The organism is Curtobacterium uvaldense, assembly GCF_028307415.1.
Taxonomy (GTDB): Bacteria; Actinomycetota; Actinomycetes; order Actinomycetales; family Microbacteriaceae; genus Curtobacterium.
Map to the genome: position 1 here is coordinate 16,488 of NZ_JAQMHU010000017.1, position 13,130 is coordinate 29,617.

The window sequence follows — 13,130 nt, forward strand, 5'->3', positions numbered from 1 at the left end:
ACCCGCTCCCGGACGTCCCCGGGGAGGCGCTCTCGACCCCGCCCACTCCCCTACGATGGCCTGGATGAGCACCGTCGTCGCGCCCCGGATGCGCCTGTTCGCCGTCGTCCTGTGGGTCGTCGCGGTCGTGCTGGTGCCGCTCGCGCTCCTGACCGGCGGCAACCCGTTGCTCGTCCCCGTCCCGAGCATCTTCACCGCGTTCATCGCGTGGGCCGTGCTCTGGCGCCCGCGGTTCGAGCTCACGGAGGAGACGCTGACGATCGTCGACGTCCGCCGCACGAGCACCTACCCCTGGCGCCGCGTGCAGGAGGTCCGCACGAAGTACGGCATCGAGGTGGTCACGACCGAGGGCGTCCGCCGCACCTGGCTCGCGACGCGGCCGACCGCCGCGCTCGGGATCCGTCGGCCGGGCGACGGCGCGACGACGGCCGCCGACGTGCGGGAGGCCGCAGACGTCCTCCGCGCGCACGTGCCGGCGCCGGTCGTGCAGGACGGACCGCCGCCGGCGACCGTCGAGGCCGCGACCATCGTCCACCGCGTGCACGGGTGGACGGTCACGGCGATGATCGTGCTCGGTGTCGCCGCGTCGATGGCCGGCGCACAGCTCTAGACGAGCACGCAACGGCCCGGTGGCGCGTGGCGGGACCGCGTCGAGCCTCCGGATCATCCCGTCGGCGGACGGGAGGCGCGTGGCGGGACCGCGCAGAGCCTCCCGGCCATCCCGTCGGCGGACGGGAGGCGCGTGGCGGGACCGCGCAGAGCCTCCCGACCGCCCCGTGGTGCGTCAGACCGCCAGCGCGCCCGCGGAGACCAGCAGCAGGACCGCGACCGCCGCCCCGGTCACGACGGCGGGACGGTCCCACCCGCGGCGGACGTCGCTGTCGGGTGCCGCGGCCGCGCGGCGTGCGCGCCAGCGCTGGCGGATCGTCCGCAGCTCCTCCGGCTCCTGCGGCACGGACAGCTGCCCACGACGGACCGGACGCGACCCGCGGATCGACGGCCCGCCGCGGCAGGTGACGGAGCGCCCGTCGGCGGTCTGCACCACGATCTGCCAGCGCAGCCGGACGTCGGTGACGGCAGCCCACGGGACGCGGGTGGTGCGCATCGGGTTCACGACCGTGAGCGCGTCGTCGTCGAGCCGCACCGACGGCCGGACGGTGAGCAGCCAGAGCGCCCACACGATCGCGGCGACCGGGCCGACCGCGACCCAGACGACGTCCCAACTCCCCCGTACCGCGGCGTCGGCGAGCAGGAACACCCCCAGGACGACGACGAGGCCGGACGCCACCGCCCCTCCGCGACCTGCGCGGAGGACGACGGGACGTCCGGCCTCGGGGTGGTGCAGCGGGATCAGCGCCCGAACTCGAACCCGGCACCCGGGATCGCGGCGAGCAGGTCCTTCGTGTACTGCTCCTTCGGGTTCGCGAAGACCTCGTCGGTCGTCGCCTTCTCGACGATCTGCCCCTTCCGCATGACGCAGACGTTGTCCGCGACGAGGCGGACGACGGCGAGGTCGTGCGTGATGAAGAGGTACGTCAGGTCGAGCTCGGTCTGCAGCTCGGTGAGCAGGTCGAGGATCTGTCCCTGAACGAGCACGTCGAGCGCCGAGACCGCCTCGTCGAGCACGATGACCTCGGGCTTGAGCGCCAGCGCACGCGCGACCGCGATGCGCTGCCGCTGCCCGCCGGAGAGCTCGTTCGGGTAGCGGTTCACCATCGACTTCGGCAGCGCGACCTGGTCGAGCAGCTCGAGCACGCGGGCCCGGCGGCTCGCCTTGTCGCCCACCTTGTGCGTGGCGAGCGGCTCGGCGATCGTGTTCCCGACGTTGTACATCGGGTCCAGCGAGCCGTACGGGTCCTGGAAGACCGGCTGCACACGGCGACGGAAGTCGAACAGGTCCTTGCCCTTGAGGGCGCCGATGTCGATGCCGTCGAACGTGACCGAACCACCGCTGATCGACTCGAGCTGCAGCACGAGCTTCGCGACGGTCGACTTGCCCGAGCCCGACTCGCCGACGAGCGCCGTGGTGGTGCCCTTCGGGATCGCGAACGAGACGTCGTCGACGGCCTTGAGCTCGCGGGACTGCAGGTTCTTCCCGCGGAGCTTGTAGACCTTCTGCAGGTTCTTCACCACGATGAGGTCCTGCGCCGGACGGTGCTCGCGCTCCTGGGCGCGAGCGATCAGCTCGTCGTCCTCGCTGCCCGCGTCGGCGATGTCGACCCGCGCGTGCTGCACCTTCGACTGGATGCGACGGCTCGCGAGCGAGGGCGCCGCGGCGACGAGGCGCTGCGTGTACGGGTGCTGCGGGTTGGCCAGGATCTCCTTGGACGGACCCGACTCGACGACCTGGCCCTTGTACATCACGACGAGCTTCTCGGCACGCTCGGCGGCGAGGCCGAGGTCGTGCGTGATGAACAGGACCGAGGTGCCGAAGTCACGGGTCAGCGTCTCGAGGTGGTCGAGGATGATCCGCTGGACGGTGACGTCGAGCGCCGAGGTCGGCTCGTCCGCGATGAGCAGCTGCGGGCGGCTGGACAGACCGATGCCGATGAGCACGCGCTGGCGCATGCCGCCGGAGAACTCGTGCGGGAACTGCTTGAGCCGGGTGGCGGCGTCGCCGAGGCCGGCCTCCTGCAGCACCTCGACCGCGCGGGCGCGGATCGCGTGCTTACCGGTGGCCATGCCGTTGGCCTTGATGGCCTCTTCCACCTGGAAGCCGATCGACCACAACGGGTTGAGGTTCGACATCGGGTCCTGCGGGACGTAGCCGATCTCCTTCCCGCGGATGCCGGCCATCTCCTTGTCGGACAGGCCGACGAGCTCACGCCCGTTGAACTTGATCGACCCGCCGGTGACCTCGCCGGTGCCGGCGAGCAGCTTGATGATCGCCTGGGCGCTGGTCGACTTGCCCGAACCGGACTCGCCGACGATCGCCAGACGCTCGCCCTGCTCGAGGGTGAAGTCGACGCCGCGCACGGCCTGCACGAGACCGCTCTGCGTGCGGAACCCGACCTGCAGGCCGGAGACCTCGAGCAGCGGGGCGCCGGAACCGGCCGGACGACGGGTGGTGGGATCGGTGAGCGTCTCGGTCATCGACGGGCCCTCGCCTTCGGGTCGAGCGCGTCGCGGACCACGTCGCCGAGGAGCAGGAACGCGAGCACGGTGATGGACAGGGCGGCGGACGGCCAGAAGATCGTCGACGGATTGGTGCGGATCGACGTCTGCGCGGTCCCGATGTCGAGGCCCCAGCTGAGCGCCGACGGGGGCAGCCCGATGCCGAGGAACGACAGGGTGGCCTCGGCGACGATGAACGACCCGAGCGACACCGTGGCGATGACGATGACCGGGGCGATCGCGTTCGGGATCACGTGGCGGACGAGCGTGGTGAAGCGGCTGACGCCGAGCGCCGCCGAGGCGGTGACGTAGTCGGACTGCTTCGCACTGAGCACCGCACCGCGCATGATGCGGGCGATCTGCGGCCACGCGAACGCGGCGAGCACGAGGGCCACCGTGATCGCGTTGCGGGCCGGGATGACCGACATGATCACGATCGCACCGAGGATGGTCGGGATCGAGAAGAAGATGTCGCCGATGCGGGAGACGATCGTGTCGAGCCAGCCGCCGTAGAAGCCGGCGAGGGCACCGATGATGATGCCGACGAGCGACACCAGGATCGTGGCCACCAGGCCGACGATGACCGAGCTGCGTGCGCCCCAGATGACACGGGCGTACACGTCGTAGCCCTGGCGGTTGTACCCGAGCGGGTGACCCGGGCGGGCGCCCTCGTCACTGAAGTCGAGGTTCGCGGCGCGCGGGTCCACGTGCGTGAACAGGCCGGGGAAGACCGCGACGACCAGCACGAGCAGGATCAGGACCGAGGAGATCCAGAAGGTCGGGCGGACACGCATGGAGTCCCACGCGTCGGTCCAGGTCGAGCGCGTCTTCTCCGTCTCGTCGACCTGGTCGACGGCCTGGAGCGGCGTCTCCTCGATCGGCGCCACGTAGTGCGTCGCGGAGCGGGGTTCGGCGTTACTTGGCATAGCGGATCCTCGGGTCCAGGACGGCGTAGAGCAGGTCGACCAGGAGGTTGGCGAGCATGAAGATGATGACCATCACGGCGACGAACGACACGACCGTGGGGCCCTCGCCGAGCTTGACGGCGCGGAACACCGTGCCGCCGACACCGTTGATGTTGAAGATGCCCTCGGTCACGACCGCGCCGACCATCAGGTTGCCGATGTCGACACCGAGGTAGGTCACCACGGGGATGAGCGAGTTGCGGAAGATGTGCACCCCGACCACGCGACGACGGGGCAGGCCCTTCGCGGTGGCGGTCCGGACGAAGTCGGCGTTCATGTTCTCGGCGACGCTCGCGCGCGTGAGCCGCACGATGTACGCGAACGACACGGTCGCGAGCACGACGGCCGGGAGCACGAGCTCCGACCACGGTGCCTGACCCGACACGGTCACGCGGAACAGACCGAGCTGGATGCCGAAGACGTACTGCAGCAGGAAGCCGACGACGAAGGTCGGCACCGAGATGAGCAGCAGCGAGACGACGAGCGCGGAGGTGTCGAACCACTTGCCCTTCTTGAGACCCGCGATGACACCGACGACGATGCCCGCGACGGCCTCGAAGAGCAGGGACAGGAGCGCCAGACGCGCGGTGATCGGGAACGCCGACGCGAGCTGCTGCGACACCGGCAGGCCCGAGTAGGTCAGTCCGAGGTCGCCGCGGAAGACGCCACCGATCCACAGGAAGTACTGGACGAGGAACGGCTTGTCCAGGTTGTACTGCTGCCGGAGCTGCTCGATCACCTGCGGCGACGGCTGACGGTCGCCGAACAGCGCGGCGATCGGGTCGCCGGGCAGCGAGAAGACCATGAAGTAGATGAGGAACGTGGCCCCGAAGAAGACGGGGATGAGTTGCAGGAGGCGCTTGCCGAGGTACCAGAGCATCAGATCGCTCGGCCCTGCGCAGCGGCGCGCGTGTCGTTCAGGTTCATGTCGTGAGGGGTGGACGGCTCGCGGGTCGGCACGGGTGTCCGGTGCGGGCGGCGGCGCCCGCGGTGGTGGGGGTTGTGTTGCCGCCGAGGTACGGGGGCCCGGAGACCGTCTGGTCTCCGGACCCCCGTCCGGTGGCCGCGGAGCAGGATACCTGCTCGCGATGTGTCTCCGCGGTGCTCGACCGCGGTGACACCGGTGTTACTTGGTGACCTCGATGTCGTAGTACAGCGGCACGGAGTCCCAACCGAACTTGACGTTCTTCACGTTGTCGGCCGACCAGACGCCGGTCACGTTGGCGTACCACAGCGGGATCTCCGGCAGGTCCTGGAACAGGAGCTCCTGGGCCTGGTCGAAGTACTTGTTGCCCTCTTCGACGGTCGAGGCGGAACGGCCCTTGGCGAGCAGTTCGTTGTACTCGGCCGAGTCGTAGCGCGCGTAGTTGCTGGACGAGCCCTCACCCATGGTCGGGCCGAGGAAGTTGTACAGCGACGGGTAGTCGGCCTGCCAACCGGTGCGGCTACCGCCCGTGAGCTTGTCCTGCGTCTGGGCGTCGAGCGCCTCCTGGAACGTCGGGATCGCCTTGCCCTCGGCCTTGATGTCGAGCGTGTTCGAGATCGAGTTGGTGACCGCGGTCACCCATGCCTCGTGCCCGCCGTCGGCGTTGTAGGCGATGGTGAGCGTCTCGTCGTACGGCGACATCTCGTTGGCCTGCGCCCAGAGCTTCTTCGCCTCGTCCGGGTTGTAGTCGAGGACGTCGGAGCCCTTGAGGTCGCCGTTCCAGCCGCTGATGACCGGGGACGTGAAGTCCTTGGCCGGGGTGCGGGTGCCGTCGAAGATCTTGTCGGTGATCTGCTTGCGGTTGACCGCCATCGACAGGGCCTCGCGACGGAGCTTGCCCTCCTCGCCCTTCCAGTGGTCGAGGTAGTAGGGCAGGTAGAAGCCCTGGAAGATCGCCGCGGCCTGGTTGACGTTCGAGTCGGGGAAGTCCGACTTGTAGGTCTGGAAGGCGCTGTCCGGGATCGCGTCGAGCACGTCGAGGTTGCCACCCTGCACGTCCGCGTAGGCGGTGTCCTGCGAGGTGTAGAACGTGATCGTCAGACCACCGTTCTTCGGCTTGCGCTTGCCGGCGTAGTCCTCGTTGGTGACGAGCTTGATCGACTGGTTGTGCGTCCACGCACCCTTGCCGTCGAGCTTGTACGGGCCGTTGCCGATCGGGTTCTCGCCGAACGCCTTGGTGTCGTCGTAGAACGCCGAGGGGAGCGGCATGAAGGCCGAGTAGCCGAGCGACAGCGGGAAGTCCGACTGCGCCGACTTCAGCGTGACGGTGAACTCGTCGTCGCTCTTGACCTTGAGCCCGGTGAGCTCCGAGTCCTTGTCGGCGTCGTAGCCCTCGATGTTCTCGAAGAAGTAGCTCGCGCCCTGCGCGTTCGACTTCTGGGCAGCCCAGTTCCACGCCTTCGTGAACGACTCGGCCGTGACCTTCTCGCCGTTGGTGAAGGTGTAGCCCGTGTTGAGCGTGATGTCGTAGGTCTTGGAGTCATCGGTGTCGATGCTCTTCGCGACCTCGTTCACCGGCTTGCCGTCGGCGTCGTACGAGACGAGGCCCTCGAAGATCGACGTGATGATCTTGCCGCCACCGGTCTCGGTGGAGTTCGAGGGGATGAGCGGGTTCTGGGGCTCGGAGCCGTTCGTGGTGACGATCCCGGACGCGTTCGTCGAGCCCGAGTCACCGCCGTTGCCGCTTCCGTTGCTGGAGCAGCCGGTCAGGGCGATTGCTGTGGCCCCGAGCACGGCGAGGGCAGAGAGCCCAGCGCGCTTCTTGATCAAGGTTCCTCCTGGTGCATGGGACGCGCCAGGCACAGAGGTGCTGCCGGGCGCGTTTGTCCTTGCACTGTAGGCAGTGCTCGGACCGCCGACCAAACCCTGCGGCCATCGGTTACAAACCGGAAACCAAGTTGCAGGATCGTTGCGGGAGGATGCAAGATTCGGTCGCCCTGACGAGGCGCGAGCGGGTTTGTTGCTTCTGCAACGAAGTTGTTGCACGAGCGCACAGCGATGGGCTAGCCGAGCAGCCCTCGGACGGAGGTGGAGCGCTCCGACATCCCGCTGTCCGGAACCGTCGGCGCACACCCCCTGGCGCACGTGTGCCCTGCCCGGATCTCCGGACAGGGCACACGCTACGCGCTCAGGGGTGGGACCGCCGCCGTGTGACACGGGCGGCGGGCCCGATCAGGCGAACGCCTCGATCGGTGGGCACGCGCAGACCAGGTTCCGGTCGCCGTACGCCTGGTCGATCCGGCGGACCGGTGGCCAGTACTTCCGCGCACTGATCCCGGGGACGGGGTAGACGGCCTGCTCCCGCGTGTACGGGTGCGTCCACTCCCCCGAGATCGCGGACGCCGCGGTGTGCGGGGCGTGCACGAGCGGGTTGTCGTCCGCCGGCCACTCCCCCCGCTCGACGGCTGCCGCTTCGGCACGGATGGCCAGCATCGCGTCGACGAAGCGGTCGAGCTCGGCGAGGTCCTCGCTCTCGGTCGGTTCGACCATGAGCGTCCCGGCGACCGGGAACGACATCGTCGGGGCGTGGAAGCCGTAGTCCACCAGGCGCTTCGCGACGTCGTCGACCGTGATGCCGGACGACTCGCGCAGGGGGCGCAGGTCGAGGATGCACTCGTGGGCGACGAGCCCCGACTCCCCCGTGTAGAGCACGGGGAACGCGTCACGGAGCCGCGCGGCGATGTAGTTCGCACCGAGGACCGCGGCCTCGGTCGCCCGGGTGAGGCCCTCGAGTCCCATCATCCGGACGTAGGTCCAGGTGATCGGCAGGATGCTCGGGCTGCCGTAGGGCGCTGCGGAGACCGGCCCACCGGCGTGGGCGAGTCGCCCGTCCGAGGTCGATCCGGGTCGCCGGTCCGGGTCCTGGGCGAAGGCGTGCGCCGGCAGGAAGGGCGCGAGGTGCGCCTTCGCCGCGACCGGGCCGACGCCGGGGCCGCCGCCGCCGTGCGGGATGCAGAACGTCTTGTGCAGGTTGAGGTGCGAGACGTCGCCGCCGAAGTCGCCGAACCGGGCGTGCCCGAGCAGTGCGTTGAGGTTGGCACCGTCGACGTACACCTGGCCACCGGCCTCGTGCACGGCGTCGCAGACCTCGCGGACGTCGTGCTCGTACACGCCGTGCGTCGAGGGGTAGGTGATCATCAGCGCGGCGAGGGTGTCGGCGTGCTGCGCGGTCTTGGCACGGAGGTCGGCGAGGTCGACGTTGCCGTCCTCGTCGCAGGCCACGACGACGACCTTCATGCCGGCGAGGACGGCGGACGCGGCGTTCGTGCCGTGGGCGCTCGACGGGATGAGGCACACCGTGCGGTCGACGTCACCGCGGGACCGGTGGTAGCCCCGGATCGCGAGCAGCCCCGCGAGCTCGCCCTGGCTGCCGGCGTTCGGCTGCAACGAGACCGTGTCGTACCCGGTGACCTCGGCCAGCCAGGTCTCCAGGTCGCCGATCATGTCGAGGTACCCCTCGACGTCCTCGCGCGGGGCGAACGGGTGCACGTTCGCGAACTCGGGCCAGGTGACCGCCGCCATCTCGGTCGCCGCGTTCAGCTTCATGGTGCAGCTGCCGAGCGGGATCATGCCGCGGTCGAGCGCGTAGTCCTTGTCGGCCAGGTGCTTGAGGTACCGCATCATGCGGGTCTCACTGCGGTGCGCGCTGAACACGGGGTGCGTCAGGTACTCGCTGCTGCGCAGCAGGTCGGACGGGAGGCCCGTGGCCGCGTCGCGCACGGCGCCCTCGGTCGACGGGACGGTCACGTCCACCGCCCCGAACACGTCGGCGAGCGCCGTCACGTCCTCGGGTGTGGTCGTCTCGTCCACCGACAGCTGGAGGGTGTCGGCGTCGATCAGGTGGAGCAGGCGGTCGGCGTCGCGCGCGGCGTCGACGATCGCTGCCGCGCGCCCGCGAGCCCGCAGGGTCAGGGTGTCGAACCAGTGCTCGTGCACGACCTCGAGCCCCGCCGCACGGGCGACGTCGGCGAGCGCCGAGGTCGTCCGGGCCACGCGGTCCGCGATGAAGCGCAGCCCCTCGGGGCCGTGGTAGACCGCGTACATCGAGGCCATCACGGCGAGCAGGACCTGCGCGGTGCAGATGTTGCTCGTGGCCTTCTCGCGACGGATGTGCTGCTCACGCGTCTGCAGGCTCAGCCGGTAGGCCATCTGTCCGTCGGCGTCGAAGGAGACGCCGACGAGCCGGCCGGGCAGCTGCCGCTCGAGTCCGGCACGGACCGCGAGGTACCCGGCGTGCGGGCCGCCGAAGCCGAGCGGGACGCCGAAGCGCTGGCTCGTGCCCACGGCGACGTCGGCACCCAGGTCGCCCGGGCTCGCCAGGAGCGTCATCGCGAGCAGGTCGGCCGCGACCACGGCGATGCCGCCACCGGCGTGCACGCGCTCGATGGTCGTCGAGGGGTCGACCACGCGCCCGGAGGCACCGGGGTACTGCACGATCACGCCGAAGACGCCGTCCAGGTCGTCGTCGCTGGGCCCGGTCGCCGCGTCGAACTCGCGCAGGGCGATCCCGACCGCGTCGGCACGGTGGTCGAGCAGCGCGCGGGTCTGCGGCAGCAGGTCGGCGTCCACCAGGAACGCGTCGCCCTTGACCTTCGACGCACGACGGGCCAGGAGCATGCCCTCGACCACGGCCGTGCCCTCGTCGAGCATCGACGCGCCGGCGGTGGCCATGCCGGTCAGGTCGGACACCATCGTCTGGAAGTTGATGAGCGCCTCGAGCCGGCCCTGCGAGATCTCCGGCTGGTAGGGCGTGTACGCCGTGTACCAGCTCGGGTTCTCGAGCACGTTCCGCTGGATCACCGCGGGCGTGTGGGTGCCGTGGTAGCCGAGGCCGATCATGGCGCGACGGACGGTGTTCCGCCCGGCCTTCGCGCGGAGCTCGGCGAGCGCCTCGGTCTCACCGACGGCCGCGGGGACGACCGTGTCGGTGGTGGGCGCGGCGTGGATCGACTCCGGGATCGCCGCGCGGACGAGGGCGTCGAGGGACGGCTGCCCGACCACGTCGAGCATGACCTGCTGGTCGGCGCTCGTCGTGCCGATGTGCCGGTCGGCGAAGGACGTCTGGAGGTTCTGCTGCGCGCCGGTCATGCGAGGGACGCCCGGTACGCGTCGTGGTCCATCAGGTCCTCGGGGAAGGAGGTGCCCTCGACCTTGAGCTTCACGAGCCAGCCGGCGCCGAACGGGTCCTGGTTGACGGTGTCGGGGGCGTCGACCACGGCGTCGTTGATCGCGACGACCTCGCCCTCGATCGGGGCGAAGAGCTCGCCGACGCTCTTGGTCGACTCGATCTCGCCCATCTGCTCGCCGGCGGTCGTGGTGGTGCCGACGGCGGGGAGCTCGACGTAGACGACGTCCCCGAGCTGCTCGGCGGCGTGGTCGGTGATGCCGACGGTCACGGTGTCGCCCTCGACGAGGATCCACTCGTGGTCGGCGGTGTACTGCAGTGCGGTCTGGTCGGTCACGGGATCAGCCTCTCGGAGTGCGGCGGTAGAAGGGGAAGGGGGTGACGGTGCTGGGGATCGCGGTCCCGCGCACGTCGATGTGCAGGAGCTGTCCCTCGCCGGCCACGGTCGGATCGACGAAGGCCATGGCGACGGGGTGTCCCAACGTCGGCGAGAGCGCCCCGGACGTGACGGTGCCGACGACCTGCCCGTCGTGCACGACGTCGTACCCGGCGCGCGGCGCACGGCGTCCCTCGGTCACGAGGCCGACGAGCACGCGGGCGCCGGGGGCGGGCACCACGCCGGCGTCCCCCACGAACGAGCCCGAGGTCGCGACGACACGACCGAGACCGGCCTGGGCGGGTCGCACCTCGGCCGACAGTTCGTGCCCGTAGAGCGGCATGCCGGCCTCGAGCCGCAGGGTGTCCCGCGCGGCGAGCCCGGCGGGCACGACGCCGCGGTCGGCGCCGGTCTCGAGCAGGGCGTCCCAGATCGACGACGCGACGTCGGTGTCGCTGTAGATCTCGAAGCCGTCCTCGCCGGTGTAGCCGGTCCGGGCGACGAGGACCTCGGCGCCGTCGAACAGCGCGTGCAGCACGCGGTAGTACCGGAGTTCGTCGAGCGGGGTCTCCGGCTGCAGGCGGTCCGCCACGACCAGGGCGTCGAGCGTCCCCGCCGCGGCCGGACCCTGGATCGCCACGAGGGCGGTGGTGTCCGAGTCGTCGGTGACCTCGACGTCGTGGCCGCCCGAGCGCGCGACGAGCGCATCGACCGCGACGGAGCGGTTCGCGGCGTTCGCCACGACGAGGAAGACGTCCTCGCCGGTGCGGTAGACCACGAGGTCGTCGAGGATCCCGCCGTCCTCGGCGAGGAGCAGCGAGTACTTCGCGCGACCGACGGGCATCGCGCCGAAGGACCCGGCGAGCGCGTGGTCGAGGAACGGCACGGCGTCGGGGCCGACGACGCCGACCTCGGCCATGTGCGACAGGTCGAAGACGCCCGCGGCCTGACGCACGGCGTGGTGCTCGGCGAGGTCGGACGAGTACCGCACGGGCATCCGGTACCCGGCGAAGTCGGTGAAGGTGGCGCCCGCAGCCTCGTGCGCGGACTCGAGTGGGGAGGAACGCATGACGGAGTTCTCCTGGCATCGGCAGGACCCGACGGCCGTCGTCGGGTGGGAACTCCCCCTCTGTCATGGGCCTGAGAGTTTCACCGCGGCCCGTGAGGTCCGGCGGCTTTCACCGTGGGCGAGACGCCGCGCGGGCCCGGCGGGGACGCGTGTCTGCTTTTCAGAGTGGCCTGTCCGCTGCGGTGTGGGACCTGAGAGATTGACGGGGAGGTTGCTCCTTCGGTGCCGTGCGCGTGCGCTCGGCTCTCCCGCGGCGGGTGTGCGGCCGGTGTTGAGTTGTGCAGGCCCGAGCATACCGACCCCGCGTTTCCGGCATGTGTCGTGGTCGACCCTTCGACGTCTCGTAGAATGCGGGGATGGCAGGACAGCGATCGCGCCCCCGTGGGCAGCTCGAGCAGGCGGTCCTCGAGACCCTGCGCGCTGCGGCCGACCGCGGCGTCTCGGACGGGTGCACGGCACGGCAGGTGCTGGACGCCTTCCCGGAGCCGCGACCGGCGCTCACCACGGTGCTGACCGTGCTCGACCGCCTGGGACGCAAGGGCCAGGTCGAGCGGCAGGAACACGCCGAGGCCCCGCTGACCTTCCGCGCCGTGCACAGCCGTGAGCAGCAGACGGCCTCGCTGATGTCGAACGCGCTGGCCGCCGCGTCGGACCGCGAGGCCGCGCTGCTCCAGTTCACCGGATCGCTCGCCTCGGACGACCTCGACGTCCTGCGCCGCGCCCTCGACGCCCGAGCCCGCTCCTGACCGGAACCGAGCAGTGGTCGTCGTCGGAGTCGCCCTCATCGCCCTCGCCCTCGTCGTCGTGGTGGTCGCCCCGCGCGTCCTGACCCGGTCCGCCTGGACGATCGACCACCCACGCACGGCGCTGGTCTCGTGGTCCGTCGCGGTCCTGCTCGGCGTGGTCGGCTTCGTCGTCGGGGTCGCCCTCGTCGTCGCGGCCGACCGGCCGTTCGACCCCTTCCGGCTGACCGAGTCCCCGACGCACGGCCTGAACCTCGGCGTCGCACTCCTCGGCGTGGCAGCGTTCGTCGTCGCGGTCCGCGTCCGTCCCGGCGCCGAGCACGAGGCCGTGCGGCAGGCCATGCGGTCGGGCACCGCTCCGCACCGGCAGATCGACGGCACCACCGTCGCCCTGGTCGAGGCGGACCACGCGCTCGCCTGCGCGGTCCCCGGTCGGTCCGGCGGTGTGCTCGTGAGCACCGGGCTCGCCGACCTGCTGCGGACCGACGAACTGGAGGCCGTGGTCGCCCACGAGCGCGCCCACCTGACGCAGCGCCACGCGGTGGCCGTCGCGGTCGCCGAGTCCATCGAGCGTGCGGTCCCGTGGGTGCCCGGGGCGCGCGCCATGGCGCGCTCGACGCGCGTCCTCGTCGAGTTCGCGGCCGACGACGCGGCGGCCCGACGCGTCGGACGCGACGCCCTGCGCCGGGCGGTGCTCGTGGCGGACGGGACGAGCGCGCTCGGGGCGGTCCGTGCCTCCCGGCTGCGCTGAGC

At 70.8% G+C, this 13,130-nt stretch carries 11 protein-coding genes and 1 riboswitch; of the genes, 3 read left to right on the forward strand and 8 right to left on the reverse strand.

All coding sequences use genetic code 11. The features are described from left to right. Positions 1-64: 64 nt before the first annotated feature. Positions 65-610: a PH domain-containing protein gene (locus PIJ49_RS10970; protein ID WP_271826602.1), complete on the forward strand. Its 546-nt coding sequence runs from the start codon at positions 65-67 to the stop codon at positions 608-610. A 174-nt stretch (positions 611-784) separates the two neighbouring features. Here the strand turns inward: PIJ49_RS10970 and PIJ49_RS10975 are convergent, their stop codons facing one another. The 8 genes from PIJ49_RS10975 to gcvT all read right to left on the reverse strand — a co-directional run bounded on the left by PIJ49_RS10975 (position 785) and on the right by gcvT (position 11,634). Next, a complete protein-coding gene (locus tag PIJ49_RS10975) occupies positions 785-1,288 on the reverse strand; it encodes a PH domain-containing protein (RefSeq protein WP_271826603.1) in 504 nt (167 codons plus the stop codon). 62 nt (positions 1,289-1,350) lie between these two features. Further along, the gene (locus PIJ49_RS10980) at positions 1,351-3,093 is read right to left on the reverse strand and encodes a dipeptide ABC transporter ATP-binding protein (RefSeq protein ID WP_066652791.1); all 1,743 of its coding nucleotides are present in this window, start codon (positions 3,091-3,093) and stop codon (positions 1,351-1,353) included. Further along, positions 3,090-4,040: an ABC transporter permease gene (locus PIJ49_RS10985; RefSeq protein WP_066652788.1), complete on the reverse strand. Its 951-nt coding sequence runs from the start codon at positions 4,038-4,040 to the stop codon at positions 3,090-3,092. Before PIJ49_RS10985 ends, PIJ49_RS10980 begins: the two co-directional genes overlap by 4 nt. Continuing rightward, positions 4,030-4,959 (reverse strand): ABC transporter permease, encoded by a 930-nt coding sequence (locus PIJ49_RS10990; protein ID WP_066652773.1) that lies wholly within the window; start codon positions 4,957-4,959, stop codon positions 4,030-4,032. Before PIJ49_RS10990 ends, PIJ49_RS10985 begins: the two co-directional genes overlap by 11 nt. A 246-nt stretch (positions 4,960-5,205) precedes the next feature. Beyond that, positions 5,206-6,834, reverse strand: a complete 1,629-nt coding sequence (locus tag PIJ49_RS10995) for a peptide ABC transporter substrate-binding protein (protein ID WP_271826604.1) — start codon at positions 6,832-6,834, stop codon at positions 5,206-5,208. Positions 6,835-7,236: 402 nt separating this feature from the next. After that, the gene (gene gcvP, locus PIJ49_RS11000; protein ID WP_271826605.1) at positions 7,237-10,152 is read right to left on the reverse strand and encodes an aminomethyl-transferring glycine dehydrogenase; all 2,916 of its coding nucleotides are present in this window, start codon (positions 10,150-10,152) and stop codon (positions 7,237-7,239) included. After that, positions 10,149-10,526: a glycine cleavage system protein GcvH gene (gene gcvH / locus PIJ49_RS11005; protein ID WP_066652768.1), complete on the reverse strand. Its 378-nt coding sequence runs from the start codon at positions 10,524-10,526 to the stop codon at positions 10,149-10,151. The genes gcvP and gcvH overlap by 4 nt, the downstream gene beginning before the upstream one ends. Before the next feature lie 4 nt (positions 10,527-10,530). Next, positions 10,531-11,634 carry a glycine cleavage system aminomethyltransferase GcvT gene (gene gcvT / locus PIJ49_RS11010; protein WP_271826606.1) on the reverse strand — a complete coding sequence of 368 codons (1,104 nt, stop codon included), beginning with the start codon at positions 11,632-11,634 and terminating at the stop codon, positions 10,531-10,533. 170 nt (positions 11,635-11,804) lie between these two features. Continuing rightward, positions 11,805-11,895, reverse strand: a riboswitch (glycine riboswitch). Between the two features lie 95 nt (positions 11,896-11,990). On the opposite strand from gcvT, the gene PIJ49_RS11015 reads away from it, so the two are divergent. Further along, positions 11,991-12,380 (forward strand): BlaI/MecI/CopY family transcriptional regulator, encoded by a 390-nt coding sequence (locus PIJ49_RS11015; RefSeq protein ID WP_271826607.1) that lies wholly within the window; start codon positions 11,991-11,993, stop codon positions 12,378-12,380. A 13-nt stretch (positions 12,381-12,393) separates the two neighbouring features. Further along, positions 12,394-13,128 carry a M56 family metallopeptidase gene (locus tag PIJ49_RS11020; RefSeq protein ID WP_271826608.1) on the forward strand — a complete coding sequence of 245 codons (735 nt, stop codon included), beginning with the start codon at positions 12,394-12,396 and terminating at the stop codon, positions 13,126-13,128. Positions 13,129-13,130: the final 2 nt, after the last annotated feature.